Genomic DNA, 17,544 nt, shown 5'->3' on the forward strand with positions numbered 1-17,544 from the left:
CGTCTGAGGGGCGCGGAGCGTCCTGGGCTCAGCTCCCACGCCGGAGCGTGGGAGCCATCTGCTTCAGCCCCAAGCCCTTACTTAGCTGGGCGGCTCTTCGCGTCGATACGCATAGGTGTCGGCAAAGCGCGAGAGCAGGTACTCGGCGCTGGTCACTGATGGGTACTTGGGCGGGTTGGCGGCGTCCGAGCAGTTGGGCAGGCAGCTGATTTCGGTGTTCGGGTGTGGCTCGGCGAAGAACGGCATGGAGTAACGGTCGACGCCCAGCGGGCTGATCACGCGATGTGGAGTCGAGGTGTAACGGTCATTGCTCCAACGCGCGAGCATGTCGCCGATATTGACCACAAAGCTGCCGGCAATCGGTGGTGCATCAATCCAGTCGCCGTCGCGGGCGCGTACTTGCAGACCGCCGGCATCGTCCTGATAGAGCAGGGTGATGCAGCCGTAATCGGTGTGCTCGCCGGCGCCTTGCTGCTCAGTGCTGCTGGCGGTGTGGCGCGGCGGGTAGTGAATCATGCGCAGCACGCTAATCGGCTCATGAAAGCGTGTGTCAAAGAAGTCGCGGTCGATATTCAGGGCCAAGGTCATGGCGCGTAGCAGGGTGTTGGCCAGTGCTTGCATATCGCTGTAGTGCTGCTCCATCAACTCAGACCAGCCGGGCATATCCGGGTGGCGGTTGGGGCCGCGCAGTGGTTTGCCAGCCAGCACCTCGGGGTGATCGGCGGGCATGTGGAAACCCATGTCGAAGGTTTCCTTCAGATCACTCGGTTTGCTCGGGTCCAGCTGCTCGGTGGCAATCGCACCGTAGCCACGGTGATGGGCGGTCTGGGTAATGTCGATCTTGAGCTTCTCCGCAGCCGGTAGGGCGAAGAAGGTCTTGGCCGCAGTCAGCAGCTCGTTGATACGTGTCGGGCTGATTGGGTGCCCGGTGATATAGAAGAATCCCCATTCGCGGCAAGCGCGGTCGATCTGTTCGGCCACAGCTGGCCAGGCGGATTCGTCGGTATTGTAGAGGGGGGCGATGTCGATAATCGGTAGGCTGTGCATAGAGGCTCCGGGTGGGGGCATGCTGCGAGTCTTCTCGTACCCAGGGCAGCGAAAAAGGGCGCCCCGTTTACGGGGCACCCTTTTGATGCGGTTCTGCCGGAGGGCAGGGACGGCATCTAGGCGATGTTTAGTGGGAGGGGCTTTAGCCGCGACAACCAAACAGCTCGCGGCTAAAGCCCCTCCCACAGTCAACCGCTTACTTCGGCAATTCAGCCTTTACGTTTTCCACGTAGTAGTTCATCGAGGCCAGTTCGGCGTTGGTCGCGGCGACGCCGGCCGGGATCTTCTCGACGCCGCTCTGGTCCTTGATCGGGCCGGTGAACGGGTGGAAGGCGCCGCTCTTGATGTCGGCGATGATCTGCTCGGCTTCGGTTTTTACGTCTGCTGGCACCAGCTCACTGATCGGCAGGCGAATCGTGTCTTCCGCCAGGCCACCCCAGAAATCCTGCGGTGCCCAGTTGCCGTCGATCACCGCCTGGGTCGATTTAACGTAGTGCGGGCCCCAGTCGTTGACGATCGAGGTGAGCACGGCTTTCGGCCCGAAATGCGCCATGTCCGAGGCGTAACCCACGGAGTAAACGCCACGGCGCTCGGCAGTCTGGATCGGTGCCGGGCTGTCGGTGTGCTGGAATACCACGTCCACGCCTTGGTCGATCAGCGCGTTGGCAGCGTCGGATTCCTTGCCCGGATCGAACCAGGAGTTGACCCACACCACCTTGATCTCGCTGCCTGGGTTGTACTTGTCCAGGGCCAGCTGGATGGCGTTGATATCGCGGATCACTTCCGGGATCGGGAAGGAGGCGACGTAGCCGATCTTCTTGGTCTTGGTCATCTTCGCCGCGAGGAAGCCGCCAACGTAACGGCCTTCATAAGAGCGCGACAGGTAGGTGCCGAGGTTCTTGTCCTGCTTGTAGCCGGTGGCGTGCTCAAAGGTGACTTTAGGGAACTGCTTGGCCACTTTCAGCGTTGGGTTCATGTAGCCGAAGGAGGTGGTAAAGATCAGGTCGTAACCGCCCTTGGCCATGTTGCGGATAACTCGCTCGGCGTCCGCACCTTCCGGGACGTTTTCCACGTAGCTGGTTTCGACCTTGTCGCCGAGCTGCTTGATCACCGCTTGGCGGCCCTGCTCATGCTGGTAGGTCCAGCCGTGGTCACCAATTGGGCCGATATAAACGAAGCCAACCTTCAATGGGTCAGCGGCCGAAGCGCCCAATGTGGCGCTAAAGCCAAGGGCGGCAACGAGGGCGCGCAGCAGTGGTTTTTTGCTCTTCTCGAACATGGTCGGTGGAACTCCGATATCTGTGGGTACGTTGTTGTTAAACAGCTGCCAGTTGGATTGCAAAAAGCTGACCAACTGGACAATTAGCACTGCGCGCCGCGCAAAAACGCAGAACCCCGCCGAAGCGGGGTTCTGTGCAGGTGCTGTGCTGGTGCGTAAGGGGGTTATTGTGCTGCCGGATGGTGCGATGGATTGCTTGGATGTCGCGGCTAAAGCGGAGTGCCGCCTAGGCCCTCCTACAGATCGCTGCATACCCTTGGGAGGGGCTTTAGCCGCGACTGGCGATAGCGCTGACTAAACAGCTATAACCTGTACAGCGAAACCTTTCAGAAGGCAACGGAATGCCCCATTCAAAGCAACTGCGCATCGGGCGTTTTTCCGAAGATCAGCGCATCTACCTGCTGACCGCGACAGTCGAGAAGCGCGAACCGATCTTCGCGGATTTCCAGCTTGGCCGGCTGCTGGCTGCAGAGCTAAAAGCCGCTCATTTCGATGGTCTGGTTGAATCACTGGCCTGGGTTGTGATGCCCGATCATCTGCATTGGTTGCTGGTACTGCATCGCGGCTCACTCAGTGAGTTGATGCGCCGAGTGAAGGGCCGCAGCGCTCGGCAGATCAATTCGCTTGCTGGTCGAAGGGGGCAACTGTGGCAGGACGGTTATCATGACCATGCGCTACGCAAAGAAGAGGATGTGTTGCCGGTAGCGCGCTATATCGTGGCTAACCCATTGCGGGCGGGGCTGGTGGAGCGGATCGGTGATTACCCGCTGTGGGATGCGGTGTGGCTGTAATGGTTGTAAAAGCTGTCGCGGCTAAAGCCCCTCCCACAAGTCACCACGAGCCTGTGGGAGGGGCTTTAGCCGCGACAAGGTAAAAACTCAGTGCCCCGGCTGCCAGGGCTTACCCAGGGATACCGGGGCAAACAGGCGGGTCTTGATCGCGTCGCGCGAGAGCAGTACCAGCACCAGAATCGTCGCCACATAGGGCAGCATCGCCAGCAGGTTGGAGGGGATCGACAGGCCGATGCCCTGGGCCACCAGGTGGATGATGCTGGCCAGGCCGAACAGGTAGGCGCCGAGCAGCACACGAAATACCCGCCAGCTGGCAAATACCACCAGCGCCAGGGCGATCCAGCCGCGACCGGCGGTCATGTTTTCCGCCCACATCGGCGTATAGGCCAGCGACAGGTAACCGCCCGCCAACCCGGCCATGGCGCCACCAAACAGCACCGCCAGGGTGCGCACGCGCAGCACCGGCAGGCCCATGGCGCTGGCGGCGTCGGGGTTTTCGCCGACCGCCTGGATGATCAAACCGATGCGACTTTTCAGCAGCACCCAGGTCACCAGGGCGAACAGGGCGAAGGACAGGTAAACCAGAATGTCCTGGGCAAACAGCATGCGCCCGATCAGCGGAATCTCGCTGAGCAGCGGAATGGCAATGGGCTCAAAACCGGCCAGCGGTTTGCCGACCCAGGCCGCGCCGACAAAGGTCGACAGGCCGACGCCAAAGATGGTCAGCGCCAGCCCGGTGGCCACCTGGTTGGCGTTAAAACCCAGGGCCACGGCGGCGAACAGCATTGACAGCAGCATGCCGGCGGCCATCGCCAGTAGCACGCCGAGCCACAGGTTGCCGGTGCTCAGGGCGACGATAAAACCGATCACCGCGCCGAATAGCATCATGCCTTCCTGGCCGAGGTTGAGCACGCCGCTCTTCTCGCAGATCAGTTCACCGAGGGCCACCAGTAGCAGCGGCGTACCGGTGCGCACCATGGCGTAGAAGATATTGCTTAGTAAATCGAGATCCATATTTGCAGCCTCAGGCGCGTGCTAAATGTGCAGGTGAAAAGGTGATGTTGATACGGGTTGTGGGAGGGGCTTTAGCCGCGACAGTGCTTCGCTTGAAATCGTCGCGGCTAAAGCCCCTCCCACAGTCAGGTGGTCGCCTCGGTGAGCTTCTCGCGCTGCGGCCATTTCCACTTCAGTCGTGGCCGATAGAGGATCAGCACGTCACAGGCGAGCAGGAAGAACAGCATCATGCCCTGGAACAGTTGGGTGATCGCCTGGGGCAGGTTCATGGTCATCTGCGCGTTCTCGCCGCCCAGGTAGAGCAGGGCCATCAACAGGCTGGCGAACAGAATGCCGAGCGGATTCAGGCGGCCGAGAAAGGCCACGGTAATCGCCGCGTAGCCATAGCCCGGTGATACCTGCGGCACCAGTTGACCGATGGGGCCAGCCACTTCACCGACACCCGCCAACCCGGCCAGGCCGCCGCTGACCAGCAGGGCAAACCACACCAGGCGCTTCTCGCGGAAGCCGACAAAACCGGCGGCGCGGCGGTCGAGGCCGAGCACCTTGATCTGAAAGCCAAGAAAGCTCTTATGCAGCAGCACCCACACCGCCATCAGGGCCAACAAGGCGAAGTACAGGCCGGCGTGCAGGCGGCCGTCCTCGCTGACCAGGGGCAGGCGGCTGGCATCGCCGAACATCGCCGATTCCGGGAAGTTAAAGCCCGCCGGGTCCTTGAGCGGGCCATGCACAAAGAACAGCAGCAGGTTCAGCGCGATGTAGTTGAGCATGATGCTGGTGAGGATTTCGTTGGCATTGAACTGCGTGCGCAGCCAGGCGGTCAGGCCGCCCCAGGCTGCGCCTGCCGCCATGCCGGCGAGCACCACCCAGACCAGCGCCCAGCGGCTGTCCCAATCGATGATCTGGATCGCCATGGCGCTGCCGGCCAGCGCGCCGAGCAGCAACTGGCCTTCGGCGCCGATATTCCAGATGCGCGCCTGATAGGCCACCGCCAGACCGAGGGCGCAGAGCAGAATCGGCAGCGCCTTGACCAGCAGTTCGGAGACGCCGTACCAGTCGGCCAGTGGCGCGATCAGCAGGGTGTGCAGGGTTTCCAGCGGGTCATGGCCGAGCAAGGTGAACAGCAGCGCGCCGCTGATAAGGGTGAGCGCGGCGGCGAGCAGCGGCGACAGCCAGAGCATGGCGCGCGATTGTTGGCCGCGCGGTTCGAGGGATAGCAACATCGATAACTCCGTCAGCTCAGGCTGGCAGCAGGTGCTGCTGGGGTAGTGGTAAGGGCAATGGGGGCAAATTCGCCAGCCATCCAGCGGCCGACTTCTACGGCTTCGGTTTCTGCCGTGGCGGCCAGGGGCGAGAGCTTGCCGCTGCACAGCGCGCCGATGCGGTCGCTGATCTGGAACAGCTCATCGAGGTCTTCGGAAATCACCAGAATCGCCGCGCCGGCATCGCGCAGGGCAATCAGCGCGCGATGAATCGCCGCCGCCGCACCGACGTCCACGCCCCAGGTCGGGTGCGCGGCAACCAGCAGTTTGGGGTTCTGCAGGATTTCGCGGCCGAGGATAAATTTCTGCAGGTTGCCGCCGGACAGGCTGCGTGCGGCTGCATCGGCATCTGGCGTCTTGACCGCGAAGCGCTGGATGATTTCGTCGGCCAGTGCGCGCACCTTGCCGCGCTGAATCAGACCCTTGCTCAGCAGGCCTTGCTGAAAGGCGGTGAGCAGCGCGTTATCGCTCAGGCTCATATCCGGCACCGCGCCATGGCCCAGACGCTCGGCCGGGACAAAAGCCAGGCCCAGCTTGCGCCGCGCGTCCGGGTACAGGTCGGCAATCGGCTGCGTGTCCAGGCTGATGCGTTCGCGCTCGCTGCGCGGCAGGCGGGTTTCCCCGCTGAGCAGGGCGAGCAATTCGTCCTGGCCGTTACCCGCGACCCCGGCGATGCCGACGATCTCGCCGCTGCGCACTTCCAGGCGGATCTGGCTAAGGGTGCAGCCGAACGGGTCGGCGTTGTGCCAGCTGAGGTCGTCTACGCGTAGGCGCGGCAGACCGCCACCGGCTTTCGGGTAGCTGCTTTCCAGGCCTTCGGCGTCACCGACCATCAGCCGCGCCAGTTGCAGGTCGCTGCATTCGGCGGGCACGCAATGGCCTGATACCTTGCCGCCGCGCAGCACCGTGGCGCTCTGGCACAGGGCACGCACTTCGCCTAGCTTGTGGCTGATAAACAGAATGCTGCAGCCCTCGGCAGCCAGGCGACGCAAGGTGACAAATAGCTCGTCGGCCTCTTGCGGAGTCAGCACCGAGGTCGGCTCATCGAGGATCAAGAGTTTGATGTCCTGCATCAGGCAGCGGACGATTTCCACCCGCTGGCGCTCGCCGATGGACAGGCTGTGCACCAAACGGCCCGGCTCGAGGGCCATGCCGTAACGCTGCGAGACCTCGCGAATCTTCGGCTCCAGCTGTTTCGGTGTGCCGGCCGCTGCGCCCATGGCCAAGGCGATGTTCTCGGCCACGGTGAGGGTCTCGAACAGCGAAAAATGCTGGAACACCATGCCCACGCCCAGGCTGCGCGCCATGGCCGGGTCACGCATTTTCAAGGCCTCACCCTGCCAGCGCATCTCGCCGCTATCGGGCTGGGTAACGCCGTAGATGATCTTCATCAGCGTGCTTTTGCCGGCACCGTTCTCGCCGAGCAACGCATGGATTTCCCCAGGGGCGATGTTCAGGTCGATACGGTCGTTGGCCAGGCAGCCGGGGTAGCGCTTGCTGATACCGCTCAGCTGCAAGCGTGGAACAGAAGGGGAACTGGACATGGACAGAGGCTCGGGAATGACAACTGGTCTGGCTAAAGCAAAAAGCTGGCCATGGGGTCAGAAAAGCCGCTGTGTAGCGTCAGCGTAAGGTCCATCACAACCGCCTGCCTGGCGGAGGCTCCAGCGTGGTGCATGGTCTTGATGGTCGGTGCGTTTTGGCGCATCGCGGGCAATAACTGGGCGTCCCCCCCGCTCCTACAGAGGCTCGCAGCCGAGCCTGCGATTCTTCGTAACGACTCTATCCCTTGTAGGAGCGGGCTTGCCCGCGATAAATCCTGAGACCGGCGCAGGCTCACAGCCACACCGCATCCCATAACGGGTAATCGCTTATGCGCTTTACCAGGCCGGCGCGTAATGGATTGGCGACGATATAACGAGCCGCCGATTGCAGGTCCTCATCTTGGCGCAGCGCGCGGTCGTGGTAACCCGGCTGCCAAATTGGGCCCTGTGCGCCGAGTAGCTGATTGATCTGCCGTGCGCTGTTGCTCTTGATGCGCCGCATCAGTTCATCCAGAGAGCCTGCCTGCAGTTGCACCAGCCAGTGCAGGTGATCGGGCATTACTACCCAGGCCAGAGACGCGACCTGTTGTTGCTCATGGGCTGTGCGTAGTTCAGTGATCAGTAAACAAGCCAGTCTGAAATCGCTGAATAGCGGACGGCGTTGCAGCAGGGTGGTGGTTAGCAGGTAAATGCGTTCGGGTTCTGAATGGCGGCCACGTCGCAGGCTATGACCATGGGGTTTTGTAGGCATTCCATTGCCTCTTGTGGCGTATCCGAGATTGATCGCGGGCAAGCCCGCTCCTACGAGGGGCGGCGTGACCGAAACTGCAGGATGACTGCACTCATCTGTAGGAGCGGGCTTGCCCGCGATAATTGGTGAAATAGGCTGCAGTCTGACAGACACAATCAGAAGCGTAGTGCAGTGGATCTACTGCGGCCGCAGCTCAATCCGCCCACGGCTGATATCCGCCAGCAGCCGTTGCAGCTCGGCAACCCTTGGCGCAGGTACAGCCAGGTGCAATTCGGCGCCGCTAGCGTCGTAGGTTTCTTTTTCCAGCAGGCAGTCCAGTTCGCTCAGGCGCGCCTTGAGCAGCGGCAGTTCGGCGAACAGGCAATGGCAGCGGTACTGCTCGCGGGCCACCAGCTCGATGCGCGGGGCGCTTTGCAGGCATTTGTTGGCGCTGCCGCCATAGGCGCGGGCCAGGCCGCCGGTGCCGAGTTGGATGCCGCCGTACCAGCGGATCACCAGTACCGCTACCTGATCCATCTCCTGGCTCTCGATGGCTGCCAGTATCGGCCGCCCAGCCGTGCCTCCCGGTTCACCGTCGTCACTGAAGCGGTACTGCTGGCCGACTTTCCAGGCCCAGCAGTTATGGCTGGCGCTGGCGTCGCTGTGTGCCGCGATAAACGCTTGCGCCTCGGCCGCGCTGGTAACCGGCGCGGCGAGGGCGATAAAGCGGCTTTTGCGAATTTCCTCGCGGTACTCGCAAGGGCCGAGCAGGGTGAAGGGCATCAGGCGTCTTTGGCAGGAGGCGTCAGACCGCAGCCCTTGAGGATGATGCGAATCAGGTTGTCGCCGGCTTCTTCATAGTCCTGCTTGGTCAGGCGCGCGCGGCCGGTAACCCGGCAGATCTGCGAGGAAAAATCGGCGTAATGTTGGGTGCTGCCCCATAGCAGGAAGATCAGGTGCACTGGGTCCACCGGGTCCATCTTGCCGGCGGCGCTCCAGGCGGCGAACACCGCCGCGCGGCCACGGAACCAGGCCTGGTAATCCTGATTGAGCATCAGCGACAGGTGCTCGCCGCCGCTGATCACTTCCATCGCATAGATGCGCGAAGCTTTCGGGTGGCGGCGGGAAAATTCCATCTTGGCGCGGATATAGCCGGCCAGCGCGATGGCTGGGTCGTCGTCGACAGTCAGGTTGTTGAAGGTGCTGTCCCACAGTTCGAGGATGTTCACCAGCACTGCCTGATACAGCCCCAGCTTGTTGCTGAAGTAGTAATGCAGGTTGGCTTTGGGCAGCCCGACGTTCTGCGCGATGGTGTTCATGCTGGTGCCTTTGAAGCCGTGACGGGCGAACTCTTCCTCGGCAGCCTTGATGATCGCTTCTTCGTTTTTCTGCCGAATCCGGCCGGCAGGTTTGTTGTTCGGATCGGCTCGGTGCGCAAGTACTTCAACAGTCATGGGCGGTTCCGCAGTGGTCAGGTTTTCGGACGATTGCACTGATAACCCAGCGCCGCTTAGGTGACAAGCGCGAGGGGAGGGAAAAGCGCTATATGCGCCATTTAATCGGGCTTTTGCACTGTCTTTGTGCGTGTTCTGCAAGCATTAGCACCAATTTTCAGCGAGCCTTCATGCCTCTGCCAGGGCCTCCAGAAAACTCTCCAGCACCAGATGCGGGCGGCGGCCTTTGCGTGTCACCGAGGCCAGGCTGATGTCGTAGAAGCGGCTGGCCGGCTTGAGTACGCGCAGGCGGCCCTGTTGCACCCAGGCCTGGGCGTAATGGTCGGGCAGGTAACCGATATAGCGCCCGGTGAGGATCAGAAAGGCCATGCCTTCGCGGTCCGAGGCGCTGGCGGTGCAATTGAGTGCCTGGTAATGGCTCTGCACCTCGGGCGGCAGGCGGAAGGTCGGCGCGATGGCTTCCTGGCTGTTTAGGCGCTCATCCTCCAGCTGCTGATCATCGACATAGAACAGCGGGTGGCCGACCGCGCAGTAGAGCAGCGAACGCTCGTCGTACAGCGCCTGGTATTCCAGACCGGACAACGCCACGGTCTGCGGCACCACGCCGATATGCAGGCGGCCGTCGAGCACGCCTTGCTCGACCTCGCTTGGCGGGGTCATGCGGATATGGATATGCACGTCCGGGCCGCGTTCTTTCAGGCGCGCCAGGGCGTTGGTGATGCGCATATGCGGCACCGTCACCAGGTTGTCGGTCAGGCCGATATTCAGCTCGCCGCGCAGGTGCTGGTGCAGGCCGTTGACCTCAGTGCGAAAGCTCTCCAGTGCCGCCAGCAACTGCTGGGTGCTCTGGTACACCTCGCGGCCTTCTTCGGTCAGGGCAAAGCCGGCGCGGCCGCGTTGGCACAGACGCAGGCCGAGGCGCTGTTCCAGGTCGCTCATCTGCTGGCTGATCGCCGAGCGGCCGATGCCCAGCGCGCTTTCCGCTGCAGAAAAACCGCCGCATTCCACCACGCTGCGAAACAGCTTGAGCAGGCGAATATCAAAATCACTGACCTGGGCCAGCGGATCGGGGCGGCGGGTGCTCATTGGTTGTGGCTCATTGTTTAGTAGATGGTTAACTAAAGATAAGAAGAGTCGTGTTTTCCTGACTCTAAGCCCGTGGCACCTTTGCTGGCAACTGCTTCTCCTTATAAGAACATCGCCCTTCCTTGCGAGGCCGCACCATGAACATGCCGCAGACCGAAACCCCGTCCCTGGCCAGCCAGCTCAAGCTGGATGCGCACTGGATGCCGTTTTCCGCCAACCGCAACTTCAAGCGCGACCCGCGTTTGATCGTCGGTGCCGACGGCAACTACTTTATCGACGACAAGGGCCGCCGCGTGTTCGACAGCCTGTCCGGGCTGTGGACCTGTGGTGCCGGGCACAACCGCAAGGAAATTCAGGAGGCCGTGGCCAAGCAGCTGGGCACCCTGGACTACGCGCCGGGCTTCCAGTACGGCCATCCGCTGTCCTATCAGTTGGCGGAGAAAATCACCGAGCTGACCCCGGCCGGCCTCGACCACGTGTTCTACACCGACTCCGGCTCCGAGTGCGCCGACACCTCGGTGAAGATGGCCAAGGCCTACTGGCGCCTGAAAGGCCAACCGAGCAAAACCAAATTTATCGGCCGTGCCCGTGGCTACCACGGCGTGAACATCGCCGGCACCTCGCTGGGCGGCATCGGCGGTAACCGCAAGATGTTCGGCCAGATGATGGACGCCGACCACCTGCCGCACACCCTGCAAGCGCACCTGGCCTTCACCAAGGGCATGGCGGCAACCGGCGGTGTCGAGCTGGCCAACGAGCTGCTGAAGCTGATCGAACTGCACGACGCCTCGAACATCGCCGCCGTTATCGTCGAGCCGATGTCCGGCTCCGCGGGCGTGATTGTGCCGCCAGTCGGCTACCTGCAGCGCCTGCGTGAAATCTGCACCCAGCACAACATCCTGCTGATCTTCGACGAAGTGATCACCGCCTACGGCCGCATGGGCAAGTGGACCGGTGCCGAATACTTCGGCGTGGTCCCGGACCTGATGAACACCGCCAAGCAGATCACCAACGGCGCGATTCCGCTGGGCGCGGTGATCGCCTCCAGCGAGATCTACAACACCTTTATGAACCAGGCGATCCCTGAGCACATGGTCGAGTTCGGCCACGGCTACACCTACTCGGGCCACCCGGTCGCCTGCGCCGCCGGCCTGGCAACCCTGGAGCTGCTCAAGCGCGACAACCTGATCGAGCAATCCGCCGCCCTGGCGCCGATCTTTGAAGAAAAGCTGCACAGCCTCAAGGGCAGCAAGAACGTCATCGACATCCGCAACTGCGGCCTGGCTGGCGCAATCCAGATCGCCCCGCGTGACGGCGACCCGGTGATCCGTCCCTTCGAGGCCGGCATCAAACTGTGGAACGCCGGCTTCTACGTACGTTTCGGCGGCGACACCCTGCAGTTCGGGCCAACCTTCAACACCACGCCCGAGCAGCTGGACTCCGTGTTCAACGCCGTCGGCGATGTGCTGAACAGCCTGGATTGATGCTTGTCTCCCCTCTCCCATTCATGGGAGAGGGGCCGGGGGAGAGGGCTGCGGCCGCGTAAAAGCCAAAGCCCCTCTCCCTAACCCTCCCCCGCAGGCGGGAGAGGGGACGCCCGCAACGGGGCATGAATTTCGGTAAATGAGCCATGGCTCATCTGCCCAACGAATTACCAACGAGGAAGACCCATGACCATCGTTACCCACCTGATTCACGGCGAACTGACTGCCGGCACCGGCCGTAGCGCTGACGTGTTCAACCCGTCCACCGGCGCCGCCACCAAGAAAGTTGCCCTGGCCGATCGCGCCACCATGCAACTGGCCATCGACTCGGCCAAGAGCGCCTTCCCGGCCTGGCGCAACACCCCGCCAGCCAAGCGCGCCCAGGTGATGTTCCGCTTCAAGCAGCTGCTGGAGCAGCACGAAGCGACCATCTCCAAGCTGATCAGCGAAGAGCACGGCAAAACCCTGGAAGACGCCGCCGGTGAACTCAAGCGCGGCATCGAAAACGTCGAATTTGCCTGCGCCGCCCCGGAAATTCTCAAGGGCGAGTACAGCCGTAACGTCGGCCCGAACATCGACGCCTGGAGCGACATGCAGCCAATCGGCGTCGTCGCTGGCATCACCCCGTTCAACTTCCCGGCCATGGTGCCGCTGTGGATGTACCCGCTGGCCATCGTCTGCGGTAACTGCTTTATCTTGAAGCCGTCCGAGCGTGATCCAAGTTCCACCCTGTATATCGCCCAACTGCTGCAAGAGGCCGGTCTGCCAAAAGGCGTGCTCAACGTGGTGCACGGCGACAAGGAAGCGGTGGACGCGCTGATCGAAGCGCCGGAAGTCAAAGCCCTGAGCTTTGTTGGCTCCACGCCAATTGCCGAATACATCTACAGCGAAGGCACCAAGCGCGGTAAGCGCGTCCAGGCCCTGGGCGGCGCGAAGAACCACGCGGTGCTGATGCCCGATGCCGACCTGGACAACGCCGTTAGCGCACTGATGGGCGCGGCCTACGGCTCCTGCGGCGAGCGCTGCATGGCTATCTCGGTGGCCGTGTGCGTAGGCGACCAGATCGCCGATGCCCTGGTCGAGAAGATCGTGCCGCAAATCAAGGCGCTGAAAATCGGTGCTGGCACCTCTTGCGGCCTGGACATGGGCCCGCTGGTTACCGGCGCGGCGCGTGACAAGGTCAAAGGCTATATCGACGCCGGTGTGGCTCAGGGCGCAAGCCTGGTGGTCGACGGCCGCGATTTGGTGGTGGCCGGCCATGAGAATGGTTATTTCGTCGGCGGCACGCTTTTTGACAGCGTCACGCCTGAGATGACCATCTACACCGACGAAATCTTCGGCCCAGTGCTGTGCATCGTCCGCGTCGGCAGCCTGGAAGCAGCCATGCAGCTGATCAACGACCACGAATACGGCAACGGCACCTGCATCTTCACCCGCGATGGTGAAGCGGCCCGCCTGTTCTGCGACGAAATCGAAGTCGGCATGGTCGGCGTCAACGTACCGCTGCCGGTGCCGGTCAGCTACCACAGCTTCGGCGGCTGGAAGCGCTCGCTGTTCGGCGACCTGCACGCCTACGGCCCGGACGGTGTGCGCTTCTACACCCGCAAAAAAGCCATCACCCAGCGCTGGCCGCAGCGCGCCTCGCATGAGGCGGCGCAGTTCGCTTTCCCGAGTAATGGCTAAGTAACACCCAAGGGGGCTGATCGCAGGATCAGCCCCCTTTTTTTAGATGTGGATGACGACCTATAGGAGCCAGCTTGCTGGCGATCTTCGCGACCATCCGCGTGCATGCGATCAGTCCCCTCGCCCCTTTGGGGAGAGGGTTAGGGAGAGGGGGTAGCTGCCCGTTTTGCGGTGTTTTCGGCCCTCTCCCCCAGCCCCTCTCCCCCAGCCCCTCTCCACTAGGCGTGCCCCCAATAAATGGGGGAGGGGAGCAGTACCGCTTTACGCAACAAACCAGCCGCGCGGGCGCGGCGTTGGTGCAGTGACCCGGCCTGGCCGGTTACGGCACCCCTTGGGTGAGCGGGTTCAGGGTTTCCTGACCCGCAAGCCCGCTCTCCCAAGGGCAGCCCACTTCAATTAACAAGGGCCAGCTTACGGGCGAGCGAGCTAGAGAAAAACCAGGCGAGAACGGCTGAGAAAGCGGAGTTTACGAGTTGTAAATGAGCATTTCGAAGCCGTTCTCAACGCAGTTTTTCCGACGCGCAGCCGGTCGTAGGCGGTCCTTAGAAGAGGACTCCTTGCAATGAATAAACCCATGATTGGCCTTCCCCTGTGCCGTTGGCAGCTGACCAGCCGTGATATCGGCTGGTTTCACCTGGTCGGCGAGAAGTACATCCACGCCGTCACCGGCTTCGGTGCCTTCCCGCTGATGATCCCGGCTTTCGGCGATGATCTGGACATGGACACGGTGCTCGACAGCGTCAGCGGCATCATGTTCGGCGGCTCACTCTCCAACGTGCACCCCAGCTTCTATGGCGACGACCATCCCGGCCTCGGCCTGGCCGACAAACCCCGTGATGAAACCGTGCTGCGCCTGCTGCGCGCCTGTATTGATCGTGGCATTCCCTTCCTCGGCATCTGCCGCGGCATGCAGGAAATGAACGTGCTGTTTGGCGGCACCCTGCACCGTGAAGTGCATGAAGTGGCTGGCCGTCTCGATCACCGTGAGGTGAAGGATGTACCGGACGACGTGGCCTATGGCCCGATGCACAACGTAGCTCTGACCGAAGGCGGCGTACTGCATTCGCTGTTCGGCGAGCGGCAGATCAAGGTCAACTCGTTGCATGGTCAGGGTGTTGATCGGCTCGGTGAGGGCTTGCAGGTTGAAGCCGTGGCCGAGGATGGGCAGATCGAGGCGGTCAGTGTGATTGGCGCCAAGGCGTTTGCCGTTGGGGTGCAGTGGCATCCGGAGTATCGCTATTGGGAGAAGGCGGATTACAACGCGTTGTTGGGGGCGTTTCATCAGGCGGCGCGGGAATATCAGGTGAGGAAGTTGGAGGGAGTGGAGCAGAGTAGGGTGGGGGCTCTTACCTGACTTCGTAAAAACGCTCAGCCTGTAGTTCAAAAAGCCCGTTTATTGGCGGGCTATTTTATAAGTTCGAATGTTTTGGCGTTATGTATCTGTGCAAAGAAGGTGGTTCGATAAAGCTATTGTGTTGTATGAGATTTATTGATGATGGTTGTTTGCTAATTCTTGGATGCGATGAATTGCTCTTTTAAGACTGTCCGATCTTTCCGAGGCTCTAATAGGGCACCAGCTTTCTTTGATAAATTCAATAAGTACTCTGTTGTATCCATACCCTTGTCTGGCTACTGTTCCTGATTGAGCTACTAAATCAGCTTTTATTTCTCTTGGTGCTTTCTTTGCGAGGCTAAGTAAAGTTGACTTTGGGTCTGCTAACGTGTCGGGGTTTTCTGGGATTTTCCCTATAGATTTTCCTAGAAGCGTATTGATTGCGGCGTGATCGGAAAGTACCCAGGATTCTATTTCGCGGACGGCAATTCTAATTATTAATTGTTTGGGTTTCTGCAGTTTTCCGAGCCATTTTGTTATTAGTTCATGAGGGTGTTTGGAGTTGTCTAAATCTGTTATTAATATAACTGGTTGGTGAGCCGACATTTCGCAAAAATTCTTGATCCTTTTGTATAGATAACCTTGTCCTCCTTGGCGTAATAGAAGGGTTGCGGCAAGCTTTCCATTAGTCATAGATATAAGCTTCTGGCCTACAGCTTCGCTTAATTCATCCTCTGTTGCTAATGCGACGTGGCGCGGGTGCATCACAGGCTAAATCCTAATTGTTCGGCGCCGTCTGGGCGTATTTTAGGAAGTATTACTTCTGCCACGGAGAAACCACACTTGAGTGCTGTTTCCTCTTCCGCTGTTATTGATCTGGCGTGAGTGCCCTCCATGACAGGTTCCAATATTATTATTCCGCGACCGTCAATCCCTGGATTGCTAAGTAGTGCGTGGCTGTGTGTGCTTATTATAATTTGTCTTTTTTTCTTTTTATCCCTCAAAACTTTTTGGATGACTAATGGGATTTCTTTAACAATTGAGCCGTTTAGTGATAGTTCTGGTTCTTCAAGCAGAAGAAGTGAGTCGTTTTCGAGTAGAGACCAAAAAAGGCCTAATAACCTTAGCGTTCCATCTGAGAACTGTTCTTCACGCTGCCAGCCAGCATTCGGGCGGTGATGCGCGTATTGGGCTTCAAGGTGAGGTCTTCCGGTAATTTCATCTTTTACGAACCGGAGGTGCTTGAATTTTGGAACAGCCAGTGTCAACGCACTTTCGATCTTTCGTAGCCGCGACTCCCTGGTTTTTGGCGAGCACTTGGCAACCCTCTCTAAAAAACCTTGGCCAAATGGATCATCGTCTATAAGATTTCCGCCGATTCTATCGTTGTATTTAAGTAGTTGTGGAACCAAATGGAGATAGTTTGTTTCTGAGAAATGATTCGGTATTTCTCTGAATTTCGCATTTAGTTGAATTTGTTCAATTTGGGTTTGTGTTAATTGGATCGGGTCTGCTGAGTCCTGTTTGTTGGGGCGTTTAAATAGCTGCTTCCCGTCTTCCCACACTTGCTCGTCAGTTATCAGTGTGCGCTGGGCTCCCTTGCCTTCTGGTTTGAAAGCTAGTATGTAGCGCCATTTTGGAGGAGCGTCCGGGCTCTCGGCTAAGCTAACTTCAATCCTTACTTCTGGGGGGCGTCTTGCATGTAGACAGCGAAGCTTTTGAATACCACCGCGGTCTGCTATCGCTTTTTGAAGTCCTCCTCCTTGAGATTTACTTACATCTCTCAGGAACCTGAAGACGTCAAGTAAGTTTGACTTTCCCGATGCGTTCGGTCCTAAAAGATAGTTTCTCTCTCTCAGGGATATATCCAAGTCCCTGAAATTTCGCCAGTTCTGAAGTTTTAAATGAGTAATGTACATTTTTAGCTCTTTTAATAAGGTTGATAGATTTAATATCCATCTGTTCGTGTCACCAGTCTAGGAGCTAATGCCTGCCGGTGAGCACATCTGTACGTTAGGCTGAACGTACCGGAAGCGCATAGATAATCACAAGCTTTCATTACACAAAAAGGCAGGTTGGAGCACCGATGACTATTGATTGGTTATCCTCAATCAAAATTTATCCTGCTTGTCGACTTTTATACTCGTCGCATCTGTGCGGATTGGTCTAACGGTTCCGCCCTTACGGCGGGTCACTTCTGGCAAACGCCCCAGAAGTAACCAAGAGGTCTTGCCCCTTGCATCCGGCCCGACTTCGTCGGGTTCCCTCGCTCCATCATTGTTCCAGGGGCCGGCGTACAAGGGCCGTCCCTGGCCCTTTACGCCTCTCGCCGCATCCATGCGGCTCGCTCCCTTCCACAACAATTTCACTCGGCCTTCTGATGGGGCGTTTGGCGTCGTCTATGAAATCGCTGGTTGAAAAGCATGGCGGGTTTCACCCGCCCTACAGGCTACGAACCCGTAGGAGCGGCCCATGGCCGCGTTGCTTTTGCTTTTTTGTTTTTGTCGTCCACAAATCGTGTAAGCAACGCGGTCCCCGAATCCCGTCAGGAGGCCGAGTGGAGGTGCTGTGGAGAGGGGCGTTTGGCATGGATGCCAAACGAGGAACGATGGGCCAGGGATGGCTCACCGTGACGACCCTCGGAACAGTGCTGGAGCGAGGGAAGTCTGGCGAAGCCAGACCCGTATGCAGGGTGTGCTTTCTCTTTGGTTACTTTCTCTTTGCACAAGCAAAGAGAAAGTAACTCGCCGTAAGGGCGAAACCATCAATTCGCATCACTGCCGCTGTGGCGGTTAGCTCACCCTACGGGATGCTTTTGCTGAATCAGTACGTCTCAG

Annotated in this window: 15 protein-coding genes; 4 read left to right on the forward strand and 11 right to left on the reverse strand. The window is 59.8% G+C overall.

Annotation, left to right across the window (positions count from 1 at the left end; translation table 11 throughout):
* Positions 1-81 precede the first annotated feature (81 nt).
* Positions 82-1,047, reverse strand: a complete 966-nt coding sequence (locus Q8M42_RS18925) for a 2-oxoglutarate and iron-dependent oxygenase domain-containing protein (protein ID WP_305285281.1) — start codon at positions 1,045-1,047, stop codon at positions 82-84.
* Between the two features lie 196 nt (positions 1,048-1,243).
* Entirely contained in the window at positions 1,244-2,326 is a 1,083-nt protein-coding gene (locus Q8M42_RS18930; RefSeq protein ID WP_305285283.1) for a BMP family ABC transporter substrate-binding protein, read from the reverse strand.
* A gap of 341 nt (positions 2,327-2,667) precedes the next feature.
* Here Q8M42_RS18930 and Q8M42_RS18935 point away from each other — a divergent pair, with 341 nt between their 5' ends.
* On the forward strand, positions 2,668-3,117 hold the full coding sequence (locus tag Q8M42_RS18935; RefSeq protein ID WP_304878279.1) for a transposase: 450 nt from the start codon (positions 2,668-2,670) through the stop codon (positions 3,115-3,117).
* Between the two features lie 87 nt (positions 3,118-3,204).
* Here Q8M42_RS18935 and Q8M42_RS18940 read toward each other — a convergent pair whose 3' ends face one another.
* The 7 genes from Q8M42_RS18940 to Q8M42_RS18970 all read right to left on the reverse strand — a co-directional run bounded on the left by Q8M42_RS18940 (position 3,205) and on the right by Q8M42_RS18970 (position 10,207).
* A complete protein-coding gene (locus Q8M42_RS18940; RefSeq protein ID WP_304868371.1) occupies positions 3,205-4,131 on the reverse strand; it encodes an ABC transporter permease in 927 nt (308 codons plus the stop codon).
* Between the two features lie 125 nt (positions 4,132-4,256).
* On the reverse strand, positions 4,257-5,354 hold the full coding sequence (locus tag Q8M42_RS18945; protein WP_304868373.1) for an ABC transporter permease: 1,098 nt from the start codon (positions 5,352-5,354) through the stop codon (positions 4,257-4,259).
* Between the two features lie 11 nt (positions 5,355-5,365).
* Entirely contained in the window at positions 5,366-6,937 is a 1,572-nt protein-coding gene (locus tag Q8M42_RS18950; RefSeq protein WP_370692727.1) for an ABC transporter ATP-binding protein, read from the reverse strand.
* A gap of 292 nt (positions 6,938-7,229) precedes the next feature.
* On the reverse strand, positions 7,230-7,688 hold the full coding sequence (locus tag Q8M42_RS18955) for a transposase (protein ID WP_304868375.1): 459 nt from the start codon (positions 7,686-7,688) through the stop codon (positions 7,230-7,232).
* Between the two features lie 177 nt (positions 7,689-7,865).
* Positions 7,866-8,450 carry a YigZ family protein gene (locus Q8M42_RS18960; RefSeq protein ID WP_304868377.1) on the reverse strand — a complete coding sequence of 195 codons (585 nt, stop codon included), beginning with the start codon at positions 8,448-8,450 and terminating at the stop codon, positions 7,866-7,868.
* Positions 8,450-9,121 carry a TetR/AcrR family transcriptional regulator gene (locus Q8M42_RS18965; protein WP_304868379.1) on the reverse strand — a complete coding sequence of 224 codons (672 nt, stop codon included), beginning with the start codon at positions 9,119-9,121 and terminating at the stop codon, positions 8,450-8,452. Before Q8M42_RS18965 ends, Q8M42_RS18960 begins: the two co-directional genes overlap by 1 nt.
* Positions 9,122-9,289: 168 nt before the next feature.
* Entirely contained in the window at positions 9,290-10,207 is a 918-nt protein-coding gene (locus Q8M42_RS18970; RefSeq protein ID WP_304868381.1) for a LysR family transcriptional regulator, read from the reverse strand.
* A gap of 137 nt (positions 10,208-10,344) precedes the next feature.
* On the opposite strand from Q8M42_RS18970, the gene Q8M42_RS18975 reads away from it, so the two are divergent.
* The 3 genes from Q8M42_RS18975 to Q8M42_RS18985 all read left to right on the forward strand — a co-directional run bounded on the left by Q8M42_RS18975 (position 10,345) and on the right by Q8M42_RS18985 (position 14,728).
* Entirely contained in the window at positions 10,345-11,691 is a 1,347-nt protein-coding gene (locus tag Q8M42_RS18975) for an aspartate aminotransferase family protein (protein ID WP_304868383.1), read from the forward strand.
* Between the two features lie 186 nt (positions 11,692-11,877).
* Entirely contained in the window at positions 11,878-13,374 is a 1,497-nt protein-coding gene (locus tag Q8M42_RS18980; protein WP_304868385.1) for a CoA-acylating methylmalonate-semialdehyde dehydrogenase, read from the forward strand.
* A gap of 574 nt (positions 13,375-13,948) precedes the next feature.
* Positions 13,949-14,728, forward strand: coding sequence for a gamma-glutamyl-gamma-aminobutyrate hydrolase family protein (locus Q8M42_RS18985; RefSeq protein ID WP_304868387.1), 780 nt, complete (start codon positions 13,949-13,951; stop codon positions 14,726-14,728).
* Between the two features lie 132 nt (positions 14,729-14,860).
* Here the strand turns inward: Q8M42_RS18985 and Q8M42_RS18990 are convergent, their stop codons facing one another.
* Both Q8M42_RS18990 and Q8M42_RS18995 read right to left on the reverse strand, forming a co-directional pair.
* Complete coding sequence (locus tag Q8M42_RS18990) at positions 14,861-15,475, reverse strand: hypothetical protein (protein WP_370692728.1); 615 nt, start codon at positions 15,473-15,475, stop codon at positions 14,861-14,863.
* On the reverse strand, positions 15,472-16,626 hold the full coding sequence (locus tag Q8M42_RS18995) for an AAA family ATPase (RefSeq protein WP_304868389.1): 1,155 nt from the start codon (positions 16,624-16,626) through the stop codon (positions 15,472-15,474). Before Q8M42_RS18995 ends, Q8M42_RS18990 begins: the two co-directional genes overlap by 4 nt.
* Positions 16,627-17,544 lie beyond the last annotated feature (918 nt).

It is taken from the genome of Pseudomonas sp. (assembly GCF_030684895.1).
Taxonomy (GTDB): Bacteria; Pseudomonadota; Gammaproteobacteria; order Pseudomonadales; family Pseudomonadaceae; genus Aquipseudomonas.

Excerpts from the sequence above, each read along its gene's own strand:
- Q8M42_RS18980 (WP_304868385.1), top strand. The coding sequence starts at position 11,878 with ATGACCATCGTTACCCACCTGATTCACGGCGAACTGACTGCCGGCACC.
- Q8M42_RS18955 (WP_304868375.1), bottom strand. The coding sequence starts at position 7,688 with ATGCCTACAAAACCCCATGGTCATAGCCTGCGACGTGGCCGCCATTCA.
- Q8M42_RS18950 (WP_370692727.1), bottom strand. The coding sequence starts at position 6,937 with ATGTCCAGTTCCCCTTCTGTTCCACGCTTGCAGCTGAGCGGTATCAGC.
- Q8M42_RS18985 (WP_304868387.1), top strand. The coding sequence starts at position 13,949 with ATGATTGGCCTTCCCCTGTGCCGTTGGCAGCTGACCAGCCGTGATATC.
- Q8M42_RS18995 (WP_304868389.1), bottom strand. The coding sequence starts at position 16,626 with ATGTACATTACTCATTTAAAACTTCAGAACTGGCGAAATTTCAGGGAC.
- Q8M42_RS18960 (WP_304868377.1), bottom strand. The coding sequence starts at position 8,450 with ATGCCCTTCACCCTGCTCGGCCCTTGCGAGTACCGCGAGGAAATTCGC.
- Q8M42_RS18930 (WP_305285283.1), bottom strand. The coding sequence starts at position 2,326 with ATGTTCGAGAAGAGCAAAAAACCACTGCTGCGCGCCCTCGTTGCCGCC.
- Q8M42_RS18975 (WP_304868383.1), top strand. The coding sequence starts at position 10,345 with ATGAACATGCCGCAGACCGAAACCCCGTCCCTGGCCAGCCAGCTCAAG.
- Q8M42_RS18940 (WP_304868371.1), bottom strand. The coding sequence starts at position 4,131 with ATGGATCTCGATTTACTAAGCAATATCTTCTACGCCATGGTGCGCACC.
- Q8M42_RS18945 (WP_304868373.1), bottom strand. The coding sequence starts at position 5,354 with ATGTTGCTATCCCTCGAACCGCGCGGCCAACAATCGCGCGCCATGCTC.
- Q8M42_RS18970 (WP_304868381.1), bottom strand. The coding sequence starts at position 10,207 with ATGAGCACCCGCCGCCCCGATCCGCTGGCCCAGGTCAGTGATTTTGAT.
- Q8M42_RS18935 (WP_304878279.1), top strand. The coding sequence starts at position 2,668 with ATGCCCCATTCAAAGCAACTGCGCATCGGGCGTTTTTCCGAAGATCAG.
- Q8M42_RS18965 (WP_304868379.1), bottom strand. The coding sequence starts at position 9,121 with ATGACTGTTGAAGTACTTGCGCACCGAGCCGATCCGAACAACAAACCT.
- Q8M42_RS18925 (WP_305285281.1), bottom strand. The coding sequence starts at position 1,047 with ATGCACAGCCTACCGATTATCGACATCGCCCCCCTCTACAATACCGAC.